Origin of the sequence: Nocardia asteroides (genome assembly GCF_021183625.1) — a bacterium.
Classification (GTDB): Bacteria; Actinomycetota; Actinomycetes; order Mycobacteriales; family Mycobacteriaceae; genus Nocardia; species Nocardia asteroides_A.
The window spans coordinates 2,314,788-2,337,498 of record NZ_CP089214.1; the positions used below are offsets into that span (position 1 = coordinate 2,314,788).

At 72.0% G+C, this 22,711-nt stretch carries 24 protein-coding genes; 12 read left to right on the forward strand and 12 right to left on the reverse strand.

Translation table 11 applies throughout. The annotated features are described in order from the left end of the window. Nucleotides 1-55 precede the first annotated feature (55 nt). The 5 genes from LTT61_RS11195 to LTT61_RS11215 all read left to right on the forward strand — a co-directional run bounded on the left by LTT61_RS11195 (nucleotide 56) and on the right by LTT61_RS11215 (nucleotide 3,459). Nucleotides 56-601 (forward strand): TerD family protein, encoded by a 546-nt coding sequence (locus LTT61_RS11195; protein ID WP_233019867.1) that lies wholly within the window; start codon nucleotides 56-58, stop codon nucleotides 599-601. Nucleotides 602-1,102: 501 nt separating this feature from the next. Further along, the gene (locus LTT61_RS11200) at nucleotides 1,103-1,534 is read left to right on the forward strand and encodes a hypothetical protein (protein WP_233019868.1); all 432 of its coding nucleotides are present in this window, start codon (nucleotides 1,103-1,105) and stop codon (nucleotides 1,532-1,534) included. Next, on the forward strand, nucleotides 1,531-2,760 hold the full coding sequence (locus LTT61_RS11205) for an NRAMP family divalent metal transporter (protein ID WP_233019869.1): 1,230 nt from the start codon (nucleotides 1,531-1,533) through the stop codon (nucleotides 2,758-2,760). Before LTT61_RS11200 ends, LTT61_RS11205 begins: the two co-directional genes overlap by 4 nt. After that, nucleotides 2,757-3,143 (forward strand): hypothetical protein, encoded by a 387-nt coding sequence (locus LTT61_RS11210; protein ID WP_233019870.1) that lies wholly within the window; start codon nucleotides 2,757-2,759, stop codon nucleotides 3,141-3,143. The genes LTT61_RS11205 and LTT61_RS11210 overlap by 4 nt, the downstream gene beginning before the upstream one ends. Next, on the forward strand, nucleotides 3,133-3,459 hold the full coding sequence (locus LTT61_RS11215; RefSeq protein WP_233019871.1) for a hypothetical protein: 327 nt from the start codon (nucleotides 3,133-3,135) through the stop codon (nucleotides 3,457-3,459). Before LTT61_RS11210 ends, LTT61_RS11215 begins: the two co-directional genes overlap by 11 nt. Nucleotides 3,460-3,557: 98 nt before the next feature. Here LTT61_RS11215 and LTT61_RS11220 read toward each other — a convergent pair whose 3' ends face one another. Further along, nucleotides 3,558-4,376, reverse strand: coding sequence for a hypothetical protein (locus LTT61_RS11220; RefSeq protein ID WP_233019872.1), 819 nt, complete (start codon nucleotides 4,374-4,376; stop codon nucleotides 3,558-3,560). Beyond that, nucleotides 4,376-5,152 (reverse strand): GAF and ANTAR domain-containing protein, encoded by a 777-nt coding sequence (locus LTT61_RS11225; protein WP_233019873.1) that lies wholly within the window; start codon nucleotides 5,150-5,152, stop codon nucleotides 4,376-4,378. The genes LTT61_RS11220 and LTT61_RS11225 overlap by 1 nt, the downstream gene beginning before the upstream one ends. Before the next feature lie 240 nt (nucleotides 5,153-5,392). On the opposite strand from LTT61_RS11225, the gene LTT61_RS11230 reads away from it, so the two are divergent. Continuing rightward, nucleotides 5,393-6,028, forward strand: a complete 636-nt coding sequence (locus LTT61_RS11230) for a SanA/YdcF family protein (RefSeq protein ID WP_233019874.1) — start codon at nucleotides 5,393-5,395, stop codon at nucleotides 6,026-6,028. A gap of 3 nt (nucleotides 6,029-6,031) precedes the next feature. Here LTT61_RS11230 and LTT61_RS11235 read toward each other — a convergent pair whose 3' ends face one another. After that, the gene (locus LTT61_RS11235; RefSeq protein WP_233019875.1) at nucleotides 6,032-6,355 is read right to left on the reverse strand and encodes a DUF5994 family protein; all 324 of its coding nucleotides are present in this window, start codon (nucleotides 6,353-6,355) and stop codon (nucleotides 6,032-6,034) included. A gap of 548 nt (nucleotides 6,356-6,903) precedes the next feature. Between LTT61_RS11235 and LTT61_RS11240 the strand changes: the two genes are divergently transcribed. After that, nucleotides 6,904-7,653 carry a DUF998 domain-containing protein gene (locus LTT61_RS11240; protein ID WP_233019876.1) on the forward strand — a complete coding sequence of 250 codons (750 nt, stop codon included), beginning with the start codon at nucleotides 6,904-6,906 and terminating at the stop codon, nucleotides 7,651-7,653. 3 nt (nucleotides 7,654-7,656) lie between these two features. Here the strand turns inward: LTT61_RS11240 and LTT61_RS11245 are convergent, their stop codons facing one another. The 3 genes from LTT61_RS11245 to LTT61_RS11255 all read right to left on the reverse strand — a co-directional run bounded on the left by LTT61_RS11245 (nucleotide 7,657) and on the right by LTT61_RS11255 (nucleotide 11,103). Then, nucleotides 7,657-8,727 (reverse strand): lysophospholipid acyltransferase family protein, encoded by a 1,071-nt coding sequence (locus tag LTT61_RS11245; RefSeq protein ID WP_233019877.1) that lies wholly within the window; start codon nucleotides 8,725-8,727, stop codon nucleotides 7,657-7,659. A 5-nt stretch (nucleotides 8,728-8,732) separates the two neighbouring features. Continuing rightward, complete coding sequence (locus LTT61_RS11250) at nucleotides 8,733-9,548, reverse strand: GNAT family N-acetyltransferase (protein ID WP_233019878.1); 816 nt, start codon at nucleotides 9,546-9,548, stop codon at nucleotides 8,733-8,735. Between the two features lie 205 nt (nucleotides 9,549-9,753). After that, the gene (locus tag LTT61_RS11255) at nucleotides 9,754-11,103 is read right to left on the reverse strand and encodes an NAD(P)/FAD-dependent oxidoreductase (RefSeq protein WP_233019879.1); all 1,350 of its coding nucleotides are present in this window, start codon (nucleotides 11,101-11,103) and stop codon (nucleotides 9,754-9,756) included. Between the two features lie 140 nt (nucleotides 11,104-11,243). Here LTT61_RS11255 and LTT61_RS11260 point away from each other — a divergent pair, with 140 nt between their 5' ends. Beyond that, nucleotides 11,244-12,101: a LysR family transcriptional regulator gene (locus tag LTT61_RS11260; RefSeq protein WP_233019880.1), complete on the forward strand. Its 858-nt coding sequence runs from the start codon at nucleotides 11,244-11,246 to the stop codon at nucleotides 12,099-12,101. A gap of 108 nt (nucleotides 12,102-12,209) precedes the next feature. Here the strand turns inward: LTT61_RS11260 and LTT61_RS11265 are convergent, their stop codons facing one another. Together LTT61_RS11265 and LTT61_RS11270 are read right to left on the reverse strand one after the other, a co-directional pair. Next, nucleotides 12,210-13,166: an electron transfer flavoprotein subunit alpha/FixB family protein gene (locus LTT61_RS11265; RefSeq protein ID WP_233019881.1), complete on the reverse strand. Its 957-nt coding sequence runs from the start codon at nucleotides 13,164-13,166 to the stop codon at nucleotides 12,210-12,212. A gap of 45 nt (nucleotides 13,167-13,211) precedes the next feature. Further along, nucleotides 13,212-13,997, reverse strand: a complete 786-nt coding sequence (locus LTT61_RS11270; RefSeq protein ID WP_233019882.1) for an electron transfer flavoprotein subunit beta/FixA family protein — start codon at nucleotides 13,995-13,997, stop codon at nucleotides 13,212-13,214. 160 nt (nucleotides 13,998-14,157) lie between these two features. On the opposite strand from LTT61_RS11270, the gene LTT61_RS11275 reads away from it, so the two are divergent. Genes LTT61_RS11275 through LTT61_RS11285 form a run of 3 tightly spaced genes read left to right on the forward strand, consistent with a single transcriptional unit; the run spans nucleotide 14,158 to nucleotide 17,712 of the window. After that, nucleotides 14,158-14,934, forward strand: coding sequence for a class I SAM-dependent methyltransferase (locus LTT61_RS11275; RefSeq protein ID WP_233019883.1), 777 nt, complete (start codon nucleotides 14,158-14,160; stop codon nucleotides 14,932-14,934). After that, entirely contained in the window at nucleotides 14,931-16,448 is a 1,518-nt protein-coding gene (locus LTT61_RS11280) for a glycoside hydrolase family 57 protein (protein WP_233019884.1), read from the forward strand. Before LTT61_RS11275 ends, LTT61_RS11280 begins: the two co-directional genes overlap by 4 nt. 10 nt (nucleotides 16,449-16,458) lie before the next feature. Further along, complete coding sequence (locus LTT61_RS11285) at nucleotides 16,459-17,712, forward strand: glycosyltransferase family 4 protein (protein ID WP_233019885.1); 1,254 nt, start codon at nucleotides 16,459-16,461, stop codon at nucleotides 17,710-17,712. Between the two features lie 3 nt (nucleotides 17,713-17,715). Here the strand turns inward: LTT61_RS11285 and LTT61_RS11290 are convergent, their stop codons facing one another. Together LTT61_RS11290 and LTT61_RS11295 are read right to left on the reverse strand one after the other, a co-directional pair. Next, entirely contained in the window at nucleotides 17,716-18,255 is a 540-nt protein-coding gene (locus LTT61_RS11290) for a DUF1697 domain-containing protein (RefSeq protein ID WP_233019886.1), read from the reverse strand. Then, on the reverse strand, nucleotides 18,252-19,004 hold the full coding sequence (locus LTT61_RS11295) for an acyltransferase (RefSeq protein WP_233019887.1): 753 nt from the start codon (nucleotides 19,002-19,004) through the stop codon (nucleotides 18,252-18,254). Before LTT61_RS11295 ends, LTT61_RS11290 begins: the two co-directional genes overlap by 4 nt. A 96-nt stretch (nucleotides 19,005-19,100) precedes the next feature. Between LTT61_RS11295 and LTT61_RS11300 the strand changes: the two genes are divergently transcribed. After that, nucleotides 19,101-20,486, forward strand: coding sequence for a PQQ-binding-like beta-propeller repeat protein (locus LTT61_RS11300; RefSeq protein WP_233019888.1), 1,386 nt, complete (start codon nucleotides 19,101-19,103; stop codon nucleotides 20,484-20,486). On the opposite strand, the gene LTT61_RS11305 is transcribed toward LTT61_RS11300, so the two are convergent. Both LTT61_RS11305 and LTT61_RS11310 read right to left on the reverse strand, forming a co-directional pair. After that, nucleotides 20,464-21,732: a THUMP-like domain-containing protein gene (locus tag LTT61_RS11305; protein WP_233019889.1), complete on the reverse strand. Its 1,269-nt coding sequence runs from the start codon at nucleotides 21,730-21,732 to the stop codon at nucleotides 20,464-20,466. The two genes, LTT61_RS11300 and LTT61_RS11305, sit on opposite strands and share 23 nt — an antisense overlap. Further along, nucleotides 21,733-22,710: a class I SAM-dependent methyltransferase gene (locus LTT61_RS11310; protein WP_233019890.1), complete on the reverse strand. Its 978-nt coding sequence runs from the start codon at nucleotides 22,708-22,710 to the stop codon at nucleotides 21,733-21,735. Nucleotide 22,711 lies beyond the last annotated feature (1 nt).

Below are 22,711 nucleotides of genomic sequence, written 5' to 3' on the forward strand. Positions count from 1 at the left end.
GCCCGGATCACGGTGGCGCCGAGCGGTTGCGGGCCGTCGGCTCGCGGGAGGGGACATGACCATGCAACTGACGGACCGGGGCGGGGCGGCGCAGTACCTGAAGATGGCGGTCGGCTGGGACCCGGTGCGGCGCGCCCGCTTCGGCTCCCGCAGCCGCGACATCGACCTCAACGCCGCGGCCCTGCTCTACGCCGATCGGACGCTGGTGGACGCGGTCTACCACGAGCAACTCACCTCCACCGACGGCGCGGTGCGGCACCACGGCGACAGCACCACCGGCGAGGGCAAGGGCGACAACGAGGTCATCACCATCGACCTGACCCGCCTCGGCGCGCACGTCGACGCGATCGCGCTGCTGGTCACCTGCTACACCGGCCAGAGCTTCCCGGAGATCGAGAACGCCTTCTGCCGGCTGCTCGACGGCGCCACCGACCGCGAGCTGACCCGCTACGACCTGTCCGCCGCCGGTCCCGTCTCCGGCCTGCTGATGGGGGTGCTGCACCGGAGCGGCTCCGCGTGGGAGTACCGCGGGCGAGAGCTGCCGCTCAATGCCAAGCATCCGGTCGAGGCCGTGCCCGCGATCACCGCGCAGCTGGGTTGAGCGGCGCCTGAATCCGGCAGCAGCGGCGGGCCGGGTCGGTGCCCGCGTCGGTTGCTGCGGCCCGGATCGTGGACCGAGACCCAACGTCTCGCAGCGGTGCTGCGGACCACCGAATAGCTCACCCGATCCGCTTCTCGCACAGATCCGAGGCAGCAATGCGGGCTTTTCTCGTCGCACTGGTTTTCATCCTCGTGGCCCTCGTCTGCGCTCACGCGGCCGGCCAACGATCTCGTCGCCCGGTACGAGACCGCGGCCGCGCTGCTGTGTCTGCCGCCGGCCGGCTACGCGCTGTGGGTCGCCTTCGACCCGCACGGCAGGATCCCGCTGCCGGTCCTGGCCGGACTGGCCGTCTACTCGATCGCGGTGCTCTCCCTGGCCCGCTACCCGCTGGACAAGCTCCAGCGGTGACCGCCGTTCTCCAAGGAGAGACCCAGCCGTGGGTCCGCCCGGGTTTCGGTCCGGGCGACCCGGGTACCTGCGCGTCGCCGGAAGGAGGACGGAGTGGGGCGCTCCCGCGGGGAAACCCGGGTCGTCGCCGCGCTGATCGCGGTGGCGTGGCTGTGCGGCGGCTGCGCGAGCTGGGCGCTGTCGACGGGCAGCGCGCTCGATCAGGCCGCGGTGCAGACCGAGTCAGAGGTACAGACCCTGCGGCTGGCCGCCACCGCCGCGCTCCAGGAGCCGGCGCCGACGGTGCTGCTGGAGGTGGTCATCGACGACGTCGATGCCGCGCTCGCCGAGGCGGCGGCGAAGGCGTCCGGCGGCGAAGGCGAGCCGGAACGGCGGGCCGCGCTGCTCGCGCTGATCGAAGACGGCCGCCGGATCGTCCCTGACCTGCGCGCGGCGGTGCGGGCGGGCGACGCCGCTGAGCTGCGCAACGGCCGGGACCGCGCCGACGGGGTCGCCGCCGCGCTGGACGAGTGGCGCGGCCGGTGAGGAAACTGCTCGCGCTCACGCTCGGCGTGCTCACCGCCATCGGCGGCTTCGTCGATATCGGCGACATCGTCGCCAGCAGCACCATCGGCGCCCGCTACGGGCTGAGCCTGGTCTGGGTGCTGGCGATCGGGATCGTCTCGATCTGCGCGTTCGCGGAGATGTCCGGCCGGGTGGTGGCGGTGTCGGGGCGGCCGGTGTTCGACCTGGTCCGGGAGCGGCTGGGCCCGCGCACGGCCATGCTGAATCTGGCGGCTTCGTTCCTGGTCACGCTGCTCACCCTGATCGCGCAGATCGGCGGCATCGCGCTGGTGATCGAGCTGGCCAGCGGCATTCCGTACCTGGTGTGGATCGTGCCGATCGGCATCGGCGTGTGGCTGATCGTGTGGCGCGTCGGATTCGAGCACATGGAACGCGCGTTCGGGCTCGCGGGGCTGACGATCCTGGTCTTCGCGGCGTCGCTGTGGTGGCTCGACCCGGACTGGGGTGCGCTCGCCGGGCAGGTACTGCACCCGGCGCCCGCCGCGGACGAGCCGGTGCCGACCTACCTGTTCGCCGCGATCACACTGTTCGCCGCCGCCATGACGCCGTACGAGGTGTTCTTCTTCTCCTCCGGCGGCGCCGAGGAGGGCTGGACCGTGCGCGACCTGCGCGTACAGCGGATCAACGTGATGCTCGGGTTCCCGCTCGGCGGTGCGCTGTCGCTGGCGATCATGGCCGTCGCGGCGGTCGTGCTGCTGCCCGCCGGGGTCGAGGTGGAGACGCTGGGGCAGGCGGTGCTCCCGGTGGCGCTTGCGCTCGGCGTCGCCGGTGGCGCCGCCGCGCTGTTCGGCTTCTTCGCCGCCACCGTCGGCGCTGCCCTGGAAACCGGGTTGAGCTGCGGTTACATGCTCGCGCAGTACTTCGGCTGGTCCTGGGGGAAGGCGCGGAGGCCCCGGCAGGCGGCGCGGTTCCACCTGGTGGTCGCGGTGTCGCTGCTGATCGCCGTGCTGGTCGTGCAGACCGGGCTCGACCCGATCCTGATCACCGAGTACTCGCTGGTCTTCTCTGCGGTCGCGCTGCCCCTGACCTACCTTCCGGTGCTGATCGTGGCCAACGACCGGGAGTACCTGGGCGAGCACGTGAACGGCAAACTGAGCAATGGAATCGGCGTGCTCGCCCTTGTCGTAGTGCTGGTCGCCGCGCTGGCCGCGATACCGCTGATGATCGCGACGGGAATGGGCGCATGAACGACTGGCGCGGGCACCGGGTGGTCGACCTCGGCGGCGAACTGCTCGACCGGCAGATCGTCGGCCCCGACGACGTCGCGATCGGCAAGGTGGACGATCTCACCCTCGCCCGCGCCGCGGACGGAACGTGGCACGTCACCGGGGTGCTGATCGGGACAGCGGCGCTGCTGCCGCACCTGCCCGCTCTCGTGCGGGCGCCCCTGCGCTGGTTCCTGCGCAGGACCGGCTCGGCGACCCCGCGCTGGATCCCGATCCAGCAGGTCAGCGCGCTCGACTCCGCCGTGCACGTCACCGCCGCGGCCCGCGACGCCGCGGTCAGCCCGAGCGAGGCCCTGGTCCGCGCGCGCCTCGCCCGCATCCCGGGAGCGAACAGTGAATGCTAGAGACCTGCTCGGCGCCGAGGTGCGCGACCCGGACGGGCGGTGCGGCTACGTCCTCGATCTGCGCGCGCAGGCCGACGATTCCGGCGCACTGGTCGTCACCGAGATCGTGGTGGGACGCAACCGGATGCGGTTGCTCGGGTACGACCGCAGCGACGAGCGCAGGCCGGTCGTGCTGCGCTGGATACTCGGCGTGGTGCATCGCTCCGCCCGCTGCGTTCCCGACGACGAGATCACCGTCGGGGACGCCGGGGTCCGGCTGCACCGGCCGTGGCGGGACTACCCCGGGCTGCACGAGATCCCGAAGCCGAGCCGGTGACGCGGTCTCCCCGGTAGCCCCGGCCCGCTCTCGCCGGCCATCGACGGCCGCGACCCCGAACTCGGCGGCACCGGGCCGCTGGTACGCGGGCGACACGGTCAGCGACCGATGCGCCGCGGCGGGGTCAGGCCGGGCGGCAGCCGCAGCGCCGGATTCGCGGCCGGGTCGGCCGGGGCGCGGATGTGCGCGGCCACGATCGCCTCGGCGTGCGCGGTCGGGGTGCGGTCGTGCGCGCGGGCCAGCCGGAGCAGCCGCGCGCGGGCGACATCCAGGTCGAGGTCGAAGGATTCGGCGATGATCCCGGTGGCGGTGCCGAGCACGGCGGTACCGGCGAGCACGGTGTCGATGGTGTCGGTGACCGCGACCAGCCTGCCCTCGTGCCTGCCGGTGGAGAGCGCGATCGCGGTCAGATCGGCGAGGATCTGCCCGAAGTCGTTGGGTCGCTCGTTTCCCCACGGATCGGCGGCGTGCACGACCACCGAGCCGAGCGGCAGCGTCAGCGCGGTGATCGGGAAGGCCCGCACCGAGCGCAGCCCCGCCGTCCTCGCCCGTTCCCGGTACGCCCCCCACCTGGCCCCCGGGCCGCTTCCGTCGGCGTCGGAGCGGGCAGCGCCGTCACCGAGGTCGCCGATCATCGCGACGGCGCCGTCGCGGGCACTGTCCATCCCGGGGCCGGTGACGTGCAGGCGCGGGTCGGCGACGCCGCTTCCGTCGCGCATGTACTCGGCCACGATCTGTAGCCCGGCCCCACCGGCCTCGGCCGAGCGCCGATCGGTCAGGATCACCGCCGCCGAGACGGCGTCGAAGCCTTCCTGGGCGTGGTGGGCCACCGAGTGCAGCACCGTCGGGACATCGAAGTCACCGGTCAGCACAGCGGTCAGCTCCGCCACCGCCAACCGCATCTGCGCGGTGTTCATCACTGTCCTCCATCGCTGTCCCGCTGGTCGCGCATGTTCAGCGTGCGCGCAACGATATCGGCGGCTACCTCGCTGATCGATCGCCCGTTGGCGTAGGCGTAGGCCCGCAACCGCGCCAGCGCCTCGTCCGGCGAGACCGCCAGCTGCACCGCGACCATGCCCGCGGCGTTGAACACCACGGTCCTGGAGTATCCGTCGGCCACGCCCGCGCCGCGGGCGACCGCGGCCTCCACCGCGCCCTGCACCCCACCGGCCGCCCGGATGCGGCGCTCCCACTCCCCGCGCAGCGCCGCGCCGACCACGTCCGCGCACGCCCCGGCCGACTCCTGCTCGTCCGCCGAGAGCGCACCGGTCGTGCTGCGGTACAACTCCAGCACCCCGACCGCGCCCTGCGCGCCCGGCACCGGGAACGCGAACACCGCCCGCACCCCGAGGGCGAGCGCGTCGGCGCTGAAGGCGGGCCACCGCGCCCCGGCCGCCCCCGCGCTCAGATCCGGCCACAGCTCCCTGCGATCGTGGTGGTAGGCCTCCACACACGGCCCCTCCCCGACCGTGAACTGCAGCTCGTCGATCTGCTGAGCCAGCGCGTCGGTCGCGTACACCAGCTCCCGCGCCTGCGAGGCGGCGCTGAGCACGGCGACCGCGGCGCCGTCGGTCCCGGTCAGCCGCACCGCCGAGGCGCACACGGTGCCGATCCCGCGCCACAGCTCCTCGCCACCGCTGCCGGTCGGGCCGGACCGCGGTTCGGCAGGCTCCTCACGCCAGGTTTCCTCCACACCGGCTCCATCCCTCGATCATCGGAACACTACTCGTCCGTCCGCCCCCCGGACGCGGGGATCAGCGCGGCAGCAGCAGCTCGTCGCAGCTCAGGTCGATGCACACCTTCCTGCACCGGCAGGCACAGCGGGGCGAAGGCTGACGAGTTCCCGTCCGGGCCGGGACTCCCGCAGACTGGAGGGATGGAGCAACGAGGGGACGCACGGCGGAGGTGGCTCCGGCCGCGGACGCTGGTGCGCGTGGGAGCGGTATCGGCGCTGGCGGTAGCCGTGCTGGTGGCGAGTTCGGTGGGGTGGATCCGGTGGCGCGGGGCCGGGGACGACCACTCGGTCGCGTCGGTGCCCGCGGCGGATGTGGCGATTCTGTTCGGGGCGCAGATCTACGAGGAGCGCGGGGTGCCGTCGCCGTACCTGGCGGCGCGGCTGGATATCGGGCGCGAACTGCTGGCGGCGGGGAAGGTGAAGGCGCTGCTGGTCACCGGGGACAACAGCACGCCGGATCACGACGAGCCGACCGTCATGCGGGACTACCTGGTGCGCGGCGGGGTGCCGGAGCGCAAGGTCGCGCTGGACTACGCGGGGTTCGACACGTACCAGTCCTGCGTGCGGGCGAAGGAGATCTTCGGGGTCACCAGCGCGATCGTGGTGACGCAGGACTTCAGCATGCCGCGCACGATCGCGCTGTGCCGGACGGCGGGGATCGAGACCGAGGGGGTCGCCGACACCGGGCAGCCGCGGAACGGGATCTGGTGGAAGTGCTGGATGCGCGATCAGCTGGCCGCCGGGAAGGCGGCGCTGGCGATGATCACGCGGCCCGACCCGATGTTCCTCGGCAACCGGGAGACGAGTGTGCGGGACGCGATGAACGCTCCGTAGTGGTCAGCGGGTAGCGGCGGGAACGACCAGCACCACGAGGACGATGCCGTCGGCTCCGTAGACGTACATGGTCTCGGGCAGCTCGAAGGTGTACGGATCCAGCCGGACGGTGCCGCCGTTCACCACCAGGTGCGGCGGCGCGGGCGACCAGGCCGCCGGGTCGTAGACGACCCGCGAGATCGGCCATGACGCGGGCTGCAGCGCGGTGATCAGCTCGGGGAGTTCCGTGCCGAGGTCGCCGGAGCGCGGCCACCAGGTGGCATCGACATAGCCGCTCGGGTCCGGATGCTGGGCGAAACGGGACGCGGGTGCAGGTGACGGCGCCATCGGACGCTCCCGTCGCGGCCGGGGAAGGGCCGGATCGTAGATCCGGCGACGACGCAGCCTCTACTGGTCAGCGTCCGGGTTCCCGCCGGATACCGCCGACCCTACGCCCCGCGCGCAGCGGGCCGGGGCATCGACAGGCGGGTAGGCCGAGGGTGTCTCTGGCTCGCCCATCGGCAGCGGGCTATCGAACATGGGCGAAATCTCCTTCGTCCAGGCGTGCTCGGCGGAGAGGCAAAAGTCCGTGCCGATAAAACCTGCGGCCCGGGTCGCTCCGAGGGGGGCGGCACTCCGATCGCCCGGCATTTCTCCGCCGAGCGGAATTTATTGCGCAGCGCTGCGAAAGATGCCGATCGGCAGATCGCCCCCGGCGCTCTAGACTGAGGAAAAGGCTGCGACCCTCGCCTTCTTCCTGTCCCTGACCCCGGCAGTCGAATACCGCGGGTGGCGCCGAGACCATCTCTTGACCGGTAGCGCCCTCGAACGATCGAGGCCCGCTTCCGCGATCCGATGTCTCGTCCGCACCATCCCCTCGACTCGCAGGAGTACGGATGCAGAGAATCCGCGATCGGTGGCCGTTCTCGGCCATCGGCTTCAGCGCCCACGGCCCGCCTCGAATACCGTCGGATACGGCTTTCGCCGAACCGGTATTCCCCGGCGGCCGCCGCCACCTCGCGGCCGGCCTCGCGTGGAGCCTCGTCTGCACCTACCTGCTCGCCGAGATCGTCTCCGCCACCGCGTGGCAGATGCCCTACAGCTTCCGCCACGACACCATCAGCGATCTCGGCGTCACCACCTGCACGCCCCACGCGTGCTCCCCGCTGCACCTGATCATGAACGCGACCTTCGTCGCGCTGGGAATGGTGACCATCGCCGGGGCCATCGGCTTCCGCGACTACATACCGCGCGGCCCGCGGCAGTGGTCAATCGTGGCCCTCGCCGTCGTCATCGGCACGAGCACGGCCGCCACCGGTGTCTTCCCGTCCAATGACGGCATCGTGGTGCACGCCCTCGCGGTGCTGCCCGCGATGGTCTCCCGCCACATCGTGCTGGCCCTGCTCGCGATCTGGCTGTGGAAGAAACGCAGGCTCGCGGCGGTGTGGTCGGCCTTCTGCGCATCGGTCGGAATCACGGGCACGGTCCTGATGGTCGTCGGTCTCGAGATCGGCATCTCCGAGCGGCTCGTCTTCTACCCCCTGCCGACCTGGATGGTCGTGATCGGGGCCGCTATCGTGCTCGCCTTTCTCCGAAACGCCGTGCGACGACCCACGATAATTCCGGGGCCGAATTCAGGGACCTGAGTTTTATTCCGAATTCTGCGGGCGCAGTGTGGAAATTATCGGAAAGCGACGCTTCGCATGACGAGGCCGATCCGCGTTCACTTCCGATTCCGGGTCCTGCACGCGGGTGAACCCCGCCTCGATCCAGCTGCCGTGCCGGGAACTGGACTCCCCGCGGACCGCGCGCTCGACCCGGCGGGCCAGGTCGCGGCGGTCGGAGCCGGGCAGTTCGCGCGGTTCGAGCACCACCTCGGCGACCATGCCGCGGGCGCGGAGCACCCGCGCGGCGGAGGTGGTGAAGCCGTCGTCGCCGATGAAGGCGGGGACGGTGCAGGGGTTGCCGTTCCCGTCGCGGTAGGCGAGGCGGACCGGGTGGACGGGGGTGCCCGCGTCGATGGCGGCCTGGAAGAGAGCGGGGCGCAGGGAGCCGTAGGCGCGGCCGCACCAGGTGGTGCCCTCGGGGAAGGCGGCTACTCGGTCGCCCGCTTGCAGGCGGTCGCGGAGCCGGCTGACGACGTCGGGGAGTTTGCGGAGGCTCTCGCGTTCGATGGGGATCACGCGCATGCGGACCGCGAGCTTGCCGAGAACGGGCCATTCGAGCATGTCGGCTCGGGCGACGAAGCCGAGGGGCTGTACCGCTGCCAGGACCAGCACGTCGGACCAGCTGATATGGCCCGCGATGATCAGCGCGCCCTGGGCGGGTTCGGCGAATCGCGTCCGCTTCGCGGCTCGGCCGGATGTGCTGCCCGAGCCGGGCCGCGAGGCGTTCGGTTTCGGCGCGATGCTGCCGATGTCGACCGCGGCGCCGGCCGACCGCGGGTTGTCGCGGTTGTCGATCACCGAGAGCCGGATGCCGAGGACGCGCAGCATGGCGCGGGCGTACCCGCGCTGCACCTGCTCCCGGCGGCCCGCGGGGGCGAGGCCGTTGACGACCGGAAAGCTCAGCAGCAGCCCGGCGACCCCGGCAATCCGGGCCGCCATCCGGACGCGGCCGACCCGATCCCCCTCGTCGATGCACCCGCTGCCGCACGGGCAGTCGGGCATCCAGGAGTGTGCGGCAGCCGCCCTCGGCGCGGCGAAGATCTCGGTCACCACGGCGATCAGCCTCCGAAGCCGGCGGCCGCGTCCTGCAGCCGATTCAGGTAGCGGGTGTTGATGGTCGGGAGGCCGAGCATCACGACGAAGTCCGCGACGGCGAAGTCGGGGTCGTGCGCGGGCTCGCCGCAGACCTCGGCGCCGAGCCGCAGGTAGCCGCTCATCAGCGGCGGCAGCTTGGGGCGGCGGGGGGCGGGCAGCTCGTCCAGCGTCCGCCCGTCGACCACCACCGGGTTGTACGGCCGGACCCGGCGCTCGCTCGCGTGCTTCGCCATGACCTGGTCGCGCACGCCGCGCACGTTCACCCCGGCCGGGTCTTCCGGCCGGTCCCGCATCGGGACCGAGACGCAGCCCATGACCCATTCGTGCCCGGTGAGCTGGATGTAGTGCAGGATGCCCGCCCACATGAGGGTGACCACCGAGCCGTTGCGGTGCTTCGGCAGCACACAGGCGCGGCCCATCTCGACGATCCGGTTGCCGTGCGGGTCGAGCGCGCTCAGGTCGAATTCGGTGGCGGTGTAGTAGCCGCCCGCGGCCGCGGCCCGGTCCGGGGGCAGCATGCGGTAGCAGCCGACGTACTCGCCGGTGGCCTCGTCGCGGACCAGCAGGTGGTCGCAGAATTCGTCGAAGCGGTCCGCGTCGAGGCCGGTGCCGGTGTCGGGGATCGAGAAGCCGGGCTCGTCGGCGAAGACGCGGTAGCGCAGCCGCTGCGCGGCCTCGCGGTGCTCGGCATCGGACGAGACGACCAGCGCGTAGCGGGCTCTTTCCACCCCCGCGTCCGACGGTCGAGCCGGGGCTGTCAGCACGGACGAGATTGTCATGTACCCGATGAACTCACCCGGAAACCGCGCAGCGGCGTCCGCGTGGTGTCAGGAGCGTGCCCGTTCGGTTAACGAGATATTCGTCACTCCGGCTGTTCACCGGCCCGTCGGTGCCGGTTCGCCCGCCCGTGCCGCCGCCGATGCCGGGTGCCCGAAATGCGACGATCGCGCCGTCCGAGGGGGACGGCGCGATCGGTCGCGTGGGTCAGGCGGCCAGGCGTTCCCGCTCCAGCGCGGCGATCTCCTCCGGCTCGACCTCGTCGAAGCCCGGGCGGCCGGTGCCGATGAAGGCGACCAGCCAGGAGACGACGGCGGCGAAGCGGTTGCGGAAGCCGACCAGGTACAGCAGGTGCACCGCGAGCCACATGAACCAGGCGATGAAACCGCGGAAGGTGATGCGCTCGTTGAGCTTCACCACGGCGCTGAACCGGCTGATCACCGCCATGCTCCCCTTGTCCCAGTAGTGGAACGCGGTGCCGGGCTGCTTGCGCCTGGCGATGACGTCGGCGACGTGCCTGCCCTCCTGCATGGCGACCGGCGACTGCCCCGGGTAGCCGTTCAGCGAGGTCATGTCGCCGATGGCGTAGATGTCGGCGTAGCCGGCGACGGTCAGGTCCGGGTTCACCAGCAGCCTGCCCGCGCGGTCGGTGGCGACGCCGGTGGCCTCGGCCAGCACCGTCGCGAAGCCGCCAACCTGCACACCCGCCGACCAGACCACGGTCTCGGCCGGGAGCGGGCGCTGCACGCCCGCCTTGTCCTTGACGGTGACCTCGCCGTACTGGATGTCGGTGACGAAGGTGCCGAGCAGCACCTCGACGCCGCTCTCGGCGAGCGTCTCCTTGGCGTACTCCGAGAGCCCGCCGCCGAAGGGCGGGAGCACGGCGCCCGCGCCCTCGACCAGGGTCACCGAGATCTCCTGGTGGTAGTGGCGCTTCGCGAGCTCCTTCAACTGCCCCGCGACCTCGACGCCGGTCGCGCCCGCGCCGACCACGACGAAGCTGAGCAGCTTGCGCTTGGTCTCGGCGTCGGCGTGCTTCGCCTCCGAGAAGACCCGCTCGATCTGTGCGCGCAGCGCCTTGGCGTCGTCGATGGTCTTGAGCGAGAACGTCTTCTCCGCGAACTCGTCGCGGCCGAAGTAGGACTGGCTGGCGCCGGTGGCCGCGATCAGCGAGCCGTAGCGCAGCCTGCGCTGGATGCCGTTCGGGGTGGCGTAGGTGAGCACCGCGGTGGCCGGGTCGACGGCGACGACCGTGCCCTGCCTGACATCGGCCTCCTCGTGCCTGCGCAGCACCGAGGCGATGGCCGGGGCGATCTCGCCGGACTCCAGCACGCCGGTGGCGACCTGGTAGAGCAGCGGCTGGAAGAGGTGCTCCCTGGTGCTGGAGATCAGCACGAAGTTGATGCCCGCCTTGGCGAGGCGCTTGGCGGCGGCCAGGCCGCCGAAGCCCGAGCCGACGATGACGACGTCGGCGTGTTCGACGTTCTCGGTACCGAGCGGAGTGGTGTCCGCCCCGCCGGCCAGGACGGGTGTGGTGTCGGCCAACGGCTGTTCCATGATCGGTGTCCCCTCACCAGGTGCGGTGTTCGTTTCCTTCTCTCATTACTAACCGTCATTCATATCGGAGATATTTCACCCGATGGGGCGCATAATCGGGATGACTCTTATCTGGCTTGCTCATGAATAGGGGACTTTGCGTGGAGCTGCGTCAGCTGGCATACTTCGTCGCCGTCTGCGAGGAGCTGAGCTTCAGCCGCGCCGCCGCGCGCTGCTTCATCTCGCAGTCGGCGATCAGCCACCAGATCGCCCGGCTGGAGCGCGACCTCTCGGTCCAGCTCTTCGAGCGCACCACCCGGGCCGTGGTGCCCACCGACGCCACCACCCGGCTGCTGCCGCTGGCCAAGCAGATGCTGAGCCTGGAGTCGGCGATCAGGGCGGCGGTGCGCAGCACCGGCAGCCGGATCCGGCTGGCGGCGAACATGTCGTTCGCCACCCGTTCGCTCTCCGCCATCGCCGGGGCGCGGGAGGCGCATCCGGGGGCGGAGATCGAGTTCGTGATCAAGCCGTTCCGGCAGCGGATCTCGGCGGTCGCGGACGGGGACTGCGATCTGGCGCTGATCCGCGGGTCGGTGGACCAGCCGGGGATCGCGGTGGAGCAGCTGTGGGTCGAGGAGCTGATGCTCGCGGTGGCGCCCGCGCACCCGCTGGCCTGGCGCACCAACGTCACGCTGCGCGAGCTCAGCGACTTCCCTTTGCTGCTGCCGCCGGAGTCGGAGCAGGTACTGCTGCACACCGTGATCCGCTCGGCCTTCGCCGAGCTGCCGGTCGGCCCGACCTACGGCCCCCCGATCCCCGCGGACCACACCGCCACCATGGAGCTGATCAACCATCCGGACGCCTGGACGGTGCTCTACGCGCACAGCCCCACCGACGGGATCGCCACCGTCGAACTCGCCGACCACCGGCTGCGGGTGCCGGTGAACGCGGTGATCCGGGCCGAGGCGCGGCAGTCCCCGGTGCTCAAGACCCTGCTCGCGGCGCTGCACAGCGCGTGATCCGCAGGCCGCGTGCGAGGTCTCGTACGCCCGGCCGGGCCGAACCGACCCTCGAACGACCGGAAGGCCCGGCTCCACGGAGGAGCCGGGCCTTCCCGGGGCAAGAACTCAGCCCCTGTGCTTCTTCACCTCGTCGGTGAGCTGCGGCGCGACATTGAACAGGTCGCCCACGATCCCGTAGTCGGCGATCTCGAAGATCGGCGCCTCTTCGTCCTTGTTGACGGCGACGATGGTCTTCGAGGTCTGCATCCCGGCCCGGTGCTGGATCGCGCCGGAGATGCCGAGCGCGACGTACAGCTGCGGGGAGACCGTCTTGCCGGTCTGCCCGACCTGGAACTGGCCCGGGTAGTAGCCGGAGTCGACGGCGGCGCGGGAGGCGCCGACGGCGGCGCCGAGCGAATCGGCCAGCGCCTCCACCACGGAAAACTTGTCGGCCGAGCCGACACCGCGGCCACCGGAGACGACGATGCTCGCCTCGGTGAGCTCGGGGCGGTCGCCGCCCTCGATGGGATCGCGCGAGGTGATCTTGACGACCCCCTCCTCCTGCGCGGGCACCTCGACGGTGACCTTCTCGCCCGCACCGGCCTGCGGGGCCGCCTCGATGGCGCCGGGGCGCACCGAGATCACCGGCACGTCGCCGGTGGCCTTGGCGTCGACGGTGAAGGCGCCACCGAAGATGGAGTGCACCGCGGAGCCGTCGGAGTTCACCGCGACCACGTCGCAGAGCAGCCCGGAGCCGATCCGGGCGGCGAGCCGGCCGGACACCTCCTTGCCCTCGGCGCTGGCGGCGGTGATGATCGCGGCAGGCGAGGCCGACTCCGAGAGCGCGGCGAGCACGTCGACCTTGGGGGTGACCAGGTAGCCGTCGGCGTCGTCGGACTCGGCGACGTAGATCTTCTCGGCACCGGCCTGGGTCAGCGCGTCGGCCAGCTTGTCGGCGGTGCCGGGGGCGGCGACCACGACGGCGGCCGGCTCGCCCAGCGAGCGGGCGGCGGTGATGAGTTCGGTGGTGACCTTCTTCGGGGCACCCTCGGCGTGCTCGACCAGCACGAGTACTTCAGCCATGTCTTCTCTCTCCTGAAAAGTCCGTGTGCGGGCGGGTGACCCGGATCAGATGACCTTCTGCCCGACCAGGTACTTGGCGATCTTGGTGCCGCCATCGCCCTCGTCGGTGACCTTCTCGCCCGCGGTGCGGGGCGGCTTCGGGGTGGCCGCGGTGACCGTGCTGCCCGCGTTCGCCACGCCGACCGTGTCCGCCTCGACGCCCAGGTCGGCGAGGGTGAAGGTCTGCACTTCCTTCTTCTTCGCGGCCATGATGCCCTTGAAGGAGGGGAAGCGCGGCTCGTTGATCTTCTCGTTCACGCTGACGATGGCGGGCAGGTTCGCCTCCAGCTTGAACACGCCCTCGTCGGTCTCCCGCTCGCCGGTGACCTTGTCGCCGTCGACGGTGAGCTTGCGGAGGTGGGTCAGCTGCGGCAGGCCGAGGTACTCGGCGATGATCGCCGGGACCGTGCCCATGCGGCCGTCCGTTGCCTCGTTACCGGAGATGACCAGCTCGACGCCCTCGATCTGGCCGAGCGCCGCGGCCAGCACGTACGAGGTCTGCACCACGTCGGAGCCGTGGATCGCCGGATCGTTGATGTGGATGGCCTTGTCGGCGCCCATGGAGAGCGCCTTGCGGATGGCCTCGGTGGCCCGATCCGGACCGGCGGTCAGCACGGTCACCTCGCCACCCTGCGCCTCCTTGATCAGCAGCGCCTCTTCGACCGCGCGCTCGTTGATCTCGTCGAGGACGGCGTCGGCGGCTTCGCGGTCGAGGGTGTAGTCACCATCGCTGAGCTTGCGCTCGGACCAGGTGTCGGGAACCTGCTTGATGAGTACGACGATGTTCGGCATCGGTCTTCGTCGACCTCCTTCTGGGGCACGGGTCGGCGGTCGCCCGGTCTGGCGGCGCCTTTCGAATGGCTCGATCCAGGAGATTACCCTACGTTAAGTTACTCGTGGGTAACTTACTCCGAGCGTACCTGTGGAATGCCCGACCAGTAACGTCGGAACGATGACCGAGGCTGTGATCCCTGCCGCATCGGACGCCGATGCGCCCCTGCCGCTCACCGGCGAGCGCACGGTGCCCGGAATCGCGGAGGAGAACTACTGGTTCCGCAGACACGAGGTGGTCTACGCGCGGCTGCTCGACCGCTGCGCGGGCCGCGAGGTGCTGGAGGCCGGCTCCGGCGAGGGGTACGGCGCGGACATGATCGCCGGCGTCGCGCGCCGGGTCACCGGCGTCGACTACGACGAGTCGGCGGTGGCGCACGTCCGCGCGCGGTATCCGCGGGTGGAGATGGTGCGGGGGAACCTGGCCGCGCTGCCGCTGCCGGACGCCGCCGTCGACGTGGTGGTGAATTTCCAGGTCATCGAGCACCTGTGGGATCAGGGGCAGTTCCTGCGCGAGTGCCTGCGGGTGCTGCGCCCCGGCGGCGAGCTGCTGATCAGCACGCCGAACCGGATCACCTTCTCGCCGGGCCGGGACACCCCGCTGAACCCGTTCCACACCCGCGAGCTGAACGCAACCGAGCTGACCGAGCTGCTGGTCGAGGCCGGGTTCACGGTGGCCGAGATGACCGGCGTGCACCACGGCCCCGCGCTGCGGGCGCTCGACGCCAAGCACGGCGGCTCGTTCATCGACGCGCAGATCGAGCGCGCGCTGGCCGGTGAGCCCTGGCCGGAGACGCTGACCGCCGACGTCGCCGCGGTCGGCATCGACGACTTCGCGCTGCGCGCCGACGACATCGACGCCAGCCTGGACCTGGTCGCCATCGCGGTGAAACCGTGACCTCCTCCGTCCCAGGGCAATTCACGCTGGTGCTGCACTCGCACCTGCCGTGGCTGGCCCATCACGGCCGCTGGCCGGTCGGCGAGGAGTGGCTCTACCAATCCTGGGCCGCCTCCTACATTCCGGTGCTCCGGGTACTGGAAGAGCTTGCCGCCGAGGGCCGTTCGAACCTGCTCAGCCTCGGCGTGACGCCGGTGCTCGCGGCCCAGCTGGACGACCCGCACTGCCTCGCGGGCATGCACCACTGGCTCGGCAACTGGCAGCTCCGGGCCGACGAGGCGGCGCTCGCGGGCAAGGTGGCGCTCGGCCGGTACGAGCACCGGCTGGCCACCGCCGCGCTCGCCGACTTCGAGACCCGCTGGCGGCACGGCGCCGCGCCGCTCTGGCGCTCCCTGGCCGAGGCCGGGACGGTGGAGCTGCTCGGCGGCCCGCTGGCGCACCCCTTCCAGCCGCTGCTCGAGCCCCGGCTGCGCGCCTTCCAGCTGGACGAGGGGCTGGCCGACGCCCGGCTGCGCTGGGGGCACCGCCCCGCGGGCATCTGGGCGCCGGAGTGCGGCTTCACCCCGGGCATGGAGCGGGGGTACGCCACCGCCGGTGTGACGCATTTCATGGTCGACGGTCCTGCCCTGCGTGGCGACAGCAGCCTGGGCAGGCCGGTGCTCGACTCCGACGTGGTCGCGTTCGGGCGCGACCTGCCGGTCAGCTACCGGGTCTGGTCGCCCAAGTCCGGCTACCCCGGGCAGGCCGCCTATCGGGACTTCCACCACTACGACCACGGCACCGGGCTGAAGCCGGCCCGGGTCACCGGCAAATCGGTGGCGGGGCCGGACAAGGCCCCCTACGACCCCGCGCTCGCGGCGGCCGCGATCGAGCGCGACGTGGCCGATTTCGTCGGCACCGTGCGCGAGCGGCTGATCGCGGAATCCGATCGGATCGGGCGCCCCGCGCTGGTGGTCGCCGCCTTCGACACCGAGCTTTTCGGACATTGGTGGCACGAGGGGCCGCAGTGGCTGGCCGGTGTGCTGCGCGCGCTGCCGGAGGCGGGGGTGACCGTCGGGACGCTGGCCGGCGCGCGGGCGAACGGCTACGTCGGGGCGCCGGTCGAACTCGCCGATTCGTCCTGGGGATCGGGCAAGGACTGGCGGGTCTGGGCCGGTGAGCAGGTGCAGGACCTGGTCGAGTTGAACGCCGACGTGGTCCGGCTCACGCTCGACACGCTGGACAAACTGCATGCCGGGCGCGGCGAGCACGGGCTGCGCGACCGGGTCGCCGACCAGCTGGTGCGCGAGGCGATCCTGACCGTCTCCAGCGACTGGGCGTTCATGGTCAGCAAGGACTCCGCGGCGGGGTACGCGCGGGAGCGGGCGCACCGGCACGCGCACGCCGTCCGGGAGATCGCGGGGGCCGCCACCGCGGGCCAGCTCGCCAAAGCCGACCGGTTGGCGGCAGGATGGAACGTGGCCGACGGGCTCTTCCCCGCTCTCGACGCGCGACGCCTGGCCGGCCGGGCCTAGAAGGACGCATATGAAGATCTTGATGGTGTCGTGGGAGTACCCGCCGGTGGTCGTCGGCGGGCTCGGCAGGCACGTGCACCACCTGGCGGTCGAGCTGGCCGCCGCGGGCCACGAGGTGGTCGTGCTCTCCCGCCGCCCCACCGGCACCGACGCCACCAGCCACCCCACGCACTCCTTCGTCGCCGAGGGCGTCCTCGTGGTCGCGGTCGCGGAGGACCCGCCGAGCTTCGACTTCGGCACCGACATGCTGGCCTGGACGCTGGCCATGGGGCACGCCATGGTGCGCGCCGGGCTCGCGCTGCACAAGCCGGGCATCGGCGAGGGCTGGGTGCCGGACGTGGTGCACGCACACGACTGGCTGGTCGCGCACCCGGCCGTCGCGCTGGCCGAGTTCTACGACGTCCCGCTGGTGAGCACGCTGCACGCCACCGAGGCGGGCAGGCACAGCGGCTGGGTCGCGGGCCGGGTGAACAAGCAGGTGCACTCGGTGGAGTGGTGGCTGGCGAACGAGTCGGACGCGCTCATCACCTGCTCGGGCTCGATGCAGGACGAGGTGGAGCGGCTGTACGGGCCGGAGCTGCCGCCGGTCACGGTCATCCGCAACGGCATCGACGTGGCGGCCTGGCAGTTCCGCGCCCGCGCGCCGCGCACCGGCCCGCCCCGGCTGCTCTACGTCGGGCGGCTGGAGTACGAGAAGGGCGTGCAGGACGCCATCGCCGCGCTGCCCCGGATCCGCCGCGCGCACCCGGGCACCACGCTCACCGTTGCGGGCATCGGCACCCAGTTCGAGTGGCTGCGCGAGCGGGCGCGGGTGCACCGGGTGGCGCGCGCGGTCAGCTTCGCCGGGCAGCTCGGGCACCAGGAGCTGCTCGGCTGGCTGCACGGCGCGGACGCCATCGTGCTGCCCAGCCGCTACGAGCCGTTCGGCATCGTGGCGCTGGAGGCCGCCGCGGCGGGCATTCCGCTGATCGCCTCCAGCGCGGGCGGGCTCGGCGAGGCGGTTCTCGACGGCGTCACCGGCGCCTCCTTCGAACCCGCCGACGTGGACGGCCTGGTCGACGCGGTGCGGGCGGTGCTGGACGATCCGGCCACCGCGCAGAGCCGCGCCGTCGCGGCCAGGGAGCGGCTCACCGCCGACTTCGCCTGGGACGTGGTGGCGGCCGAGACCGCGCGGGTCTACGCCGCGGCCAAGCGCCGGGTGCGGATTCCGCTGGGCCGCCCCTCGATCGTGGAGCGGCCGCTGCCGGAGCGCGACCCGGAGTAGCGGCTAGGACTCCATCTTCTTCACGATGCGCTGCACCGTGAGCCAGGTGCGGGTAGTGATGTCCTTGCCGTACGCCTTCTCCAGCCAGACCATGAAGTCCGGGGTCTTGCCCGGCTCGCTGTTGTCGATCACGGCGAGGAAGGCGCGGGCCTGCGCGTCGTACCCGATCACCTCGGTGCGCGGGTCGTCCAGCTCGGGGAGCTCGGTGGTCGCGCCGTGCTTGAAGAAGGTGGCGATGAGGTAGCTGCCGCGGCCGTGCTCGCGGCCTTCGAAGGGGTCGCGGTCGAGCAGCGTGCGGAGCTCGGCGTGGCTGCGCACGATGGTGCCGCCGCCGATGCCGAGCTCGGCGCGCAGCGCCTCCTGGATCCGCTCCTCCAGCGCGGGCACGTCGTCGTCGGCGGTATCGAAGACGATATTGCCGCTGGCAAGCACCGAGCCGACCTTCGTGTGGCCGAGACCCTCGAACACGCCGCGGAGCTTGTCGTTGGCCATGTTCTTGTTGCTCGGCATGATGCCGCGGAGCAGGGCGGCGTAGGTGGTCATGCGGCGCCGCCGCCGACCCCGCTCTTCTTGCGCTCGATATCGGCCAGCGCGGCCAGGTACTTCTCCCGCTCGGCGGCGCCCGCCTCCCAGGTGACCTTGCGGTTCTTCACGACCCGGGCCGGGGCGCCGACGGCGATGCTGTAATCCGGGATGTCGCCCCTGACCACCGCGTGCGCGCCGAGCACGCAGCCGCGGCCGACCCTGGTCTCGCGCAGCACGGTGACCTTGGCGGCGATCCAGGTGTCCGGGCCGATCCGCACCGGGCTCTTGACGATGCCCTGGTCCTTGATCGGCAGCGTGATGTCGTCCATCCGGTGGTCGAAATCGGTGATGTAGCACCAGTCGGCGACCAGGGTGGACTCGCCGATCTCGATGTCGAGATAGGTGTTGACCACGTTGTCCTTGCCGAACACCACCTTGTCGCCGATGCGCAGCGAGCCCTCGTGGCAGCGGATGGCGTTGCCGTCGCCGATGTGCACCCAGCGGCCGATCTCCAGCCGGCCCAGCTCGGGGGTCGCGTGGATCTCCACCCCCTTGCCGAGGAACACCATGCCGCGCAGCACGACGTGCGGATTGGCCGCCTTGAACTTGAACAGCCGGTAGTAGCGCACCAGGTACCAGGGCGTGTACGCCCGGTTGGCGAGCACCCAGCGCAGCGAGGCCAGGGTCAGGAACCTGGCCTGTTTCGGATCGCGGCGCCGCGATCCCCGCCAGCGCGAGTGCAGCGGCGCGCCCCACATGCTCGTCACGAAGTCTCCTCCGTCGATCGGTCTTCGGATACCACAGACTAGTCTTGCCCTCGGCCGGTCTCGGCGCCGGCAACGACCACGAGGGGAGAGCAGCAGGTGCGAAGCGGCGGTGCACGTTCGGCGTCCCGGTGGGCGGCTCCCGCTCCGCGCCCGCGTTCGGGCGCAGCCACGCTACCCGCGGCTCCCGGCGCCCGCCGCGCGACGGCGCTCGCCGCCGCGGCGCTGGCCTGCCTCGCGCTCACCGCCTGCGGCACCGACGTCGACGACATCACGCAGGGCCCCGGCTTCGGCTGGACGGCCGCGCACAACGACGGCCGCAACAGCGGCACCACCGCGGTCGAGGGCTCGCGCCAGCTCGGCCCGGCCTGGCAGCGCCCGCTCGGCGGGCCGGTGGCCGCGCCGGTGACGGTGGGGTCGCAGGGGCAGATGTTCGTCACCACCCGGACCGCCAACTGCGCGATCTACTCGTTCCAGATGAGCGGCCGCAAGCGCTTCTGCAACCAGCTCGGCCCGAACGCGATCGCCGCGCCCACGCTGCTCGATTCGGCCAACAATGTCTACGTCGGCGACGACAGCGGCGTGAACTCGGACAATTTCCTCGGCCAGCCGCGCTGGCGCACCCCGGTCGCCGGGGTGCCGGTGACCATGCAGTTCACCGGCGACGGCCACGTCCTCTCGATCACCCAGACCGGCCAGGTGGACGTGCTGGAGCGGCAGACCGGCAAGCGCATGGTGCCCACCGCGCAGCTGCTCGGCGAACCGGACTTCCTGCGCGCCCCCGACCTCACCTGGCCCGCCGCCGGGCAGGGGCTGGACGACTGCGCCACCGGCGGCCCGCGCTGCGCCGTCTCCACCCAGGCGGCGGTGGACGGCGCGAGCGGGCGGATCTACGCGACGGTGTGGGAGCCGGGCCGCCCGGCCGCGGCGCTGGTGGCGCTGCGCTACACCGGCGACCGGATCGAGCGGCTGTGGAGCGCCGAGCTGCTCACCGACGGCGCCGCCGCCGGGCCGACCGTCTCCGCCGACGGCGGCACCGTCTACGTGGGCGACAACAGCGGCAGGCTGCTCGCCCTCGATACCGCCGACGGCCGCACCCGCTGGGCGCACGAGCTGGGCTGGGCCCCGCGCGGCGGGCTCTCGGTCGACGCCGACGGGCTGCTCGTCCCGGCCGGCGACGACGGCTACCTGCTCGCCCTGCGGGACACCGGCGACGCCGTCGAGACCGTCTGGGAGCGCAAGGATCTGGCGCTGCGCGGCACCCCGGTGCAGACCGCGGGCGGCACCGGCTACACGGTGGCCGCGATCGGCGACGGGCTCACCCTCATCACCTTCGACACCGAGACCGGCGCGACCGTCGATTCCGACGTGCTGACAGATGCGCAGGGCACGACCACCGGCACCGCGGTCGGGCCGAAGGGCGAGGTGGTGACGGCGACCAGGATCGGCGAGCTGTTCGTCTTCACGCCGGTGTCGCAGGGGTAGCGCTACACAGGAAGACCGCGGCGGCGCGGCCGATCCTGGTGACCACCAGGGTATAGGGGGTGCGGCCGCTCGGGGCCAGGGTGCGGCGCAGGCGGTCCGGGTCGAGGTCGACGCCGCGGACCAGGATCTCCAGGGGGCCGCAGTCGCGGCGGCGCAGTTCGGCGCGGAGGGGTTTCTCGCGCAGTTCGAAGCGGTCGATGACGCGGAAGCCGCGGGTGCCCGGCGGGACGGTGTCGCCGGTCAGGTAGGCGATCCGGGGGTCGAGCTGCCAGAGCTCGTGCCGGGCGGCGTACTGCCTGACCAGCCCGGCTCGGACCACGGCGCCGTCCGGGTCGACGATCCAGGCGCCGGGGTCGCGCTCGGGGATGTCGTCCGGGTCGGCGTCGGTGAGGGTGCTCGCCGGCTGCCCGGTCCGGAGCACCGTGGCGCGGCGCGTGATCCCCGGTTCGGTGAGCCCAGGCGACCAGAGGCAGGCTTCGCGGACGCCGCCGTCCAGCGAGACCAGTTCGATCTCGCCGGGCCAGTCCAGGCGGGCGAAGTCGAGGCCGGGGGCGCACTTCACGACCAGGTCGCGGCCCGCGTAGGCGATCAGCAGCTCCGGTAGCGGCGGTTGCAGTGCCGCGGGGTCGTGCGTCCGCTTCCCGCCCGCCCGCCGCCCCGGATCGGCCACGATCACGGTGTCGCGGCTGCACGGAACCAGCGCGTCCGCGCGGACGAGCGCCACCGGCCCGAGTGCCGGGCGAGCCGCCTCGGCCGCTCGCTCCGCAGCGGTGCCCGCCCCGCGGACACCGTCCCCGGCCGCTCCGGGCGGAGTCTCGGCCGTGGCGGCGAGGTTGTGCGCCGCCATGTCGAGGCGCACCGGGTCGAGATCGCTGCCGAGGACGGTGGGACAGCACCGCGCGAGGGCGGCGAGTTCGCCGCCGATCGAGCAGGTGACGTCGTGCACCGCGCGCCCGGCGAGCCGGGCCGCCCGATGCCGGGCGACGGCGCTCGGCGTCGCCTGCTGCAGCGCGTCGTCGGTGAACAGCCACTCCCCCGCGCCGTCCAGCTTGACGGCGGCGCGCCGCCGCAGCCGCACCGTCTCCACCAGCGCCGCGGCCGCCGCACCGTGCGCCCGCCTGACCCGGCCGAGATCGGCTAGCAGCGACCCGTCGGTGAGCGGCAACCCGTCCGTCTCGGCCAGCGCCGCACGCCCGGCCGCGCTCGCCAGGAACGCGATATCCGAGCGCGCGAAGGAGTATCCCAACTACTGGGCCGGTGCGCCCGGCTTCACACCGGTGATCATGGCGTTGTAGAAGAAACGCCGCGGCACGATCCGGTGCAGCACCTTCTCGTCCAGCGCGCTCAGCTTGAGCCACGCCTTGTACTGGAACAACCGGTACCGCATGGTGAGCTTCTCGTCCGGCACGGCCGCCTCGAAGGTGCGCACCGGCCAGCCCCAGAGCGCCGCCGCGAACTCCTCGGTATGTGCGAGCGCGTCCACCGCGCCCGCCCGGCGGGCGATGGCCTCCAGCTCGCTCGGCTCGAAGGTGTGCAGGTCGACAACGGCCTCCAGCGCCGCGGCCCGCGACGACTCGTCCAGTTCGGACTGCGGGCGCCGCCAGCCCGCGAGCGCGGGCAGCTTGGTGATCGTGGTGGTGATCTTCCAGGTGATCCGGCCGAGCCAGCGGGCGTAGAAGTTGCCCGCGGTGGTCGGCTCGCCGGCGAAGACGAAGCGGCCGCCCGGCTTGAGCACCCGCAGGCACTCCTTCAGCGCCAGCTCCACGTCGGGGATGTGGTGCAGCACGGCGTGCCCGACCACCAGGTCGAAGGTGTCGTCCTCGTACGGGATGGTCTCGGCGTCGGCCACCCGGCCGTCCACGTCGAGCCCCAGGTGCTCCGCGTTGCGCAGCGCGACCTTCACCATGCCCGGCGAGAGGTCGGTGACCGAGCCGCTCTTGGCGATCCCGCCCTGCATCAGGTTCAGCAGGAAGAAGCCGGTGCCGCAGCCGAGCTCGAGGGCGCGGCCGTAGGGCAGCTCGACCCGGCCCGCCGCGAGGTCGAAGCGGCCGCGCGCGTAGTCGATACACCGCTCGTCGTAGGAGATCGACCACTTGTCGTCGTAGGTCTCCGCTTCCCAGTCGTGGTAGAGGACCTGGGCGAGCTTGTTGTTCCCCCGTGCGGCTTCCACTTCGGCCTCGGTGGCGTGTGGGTTCGGCGCGGGGTCGTCGGGGCGTACCGTCATG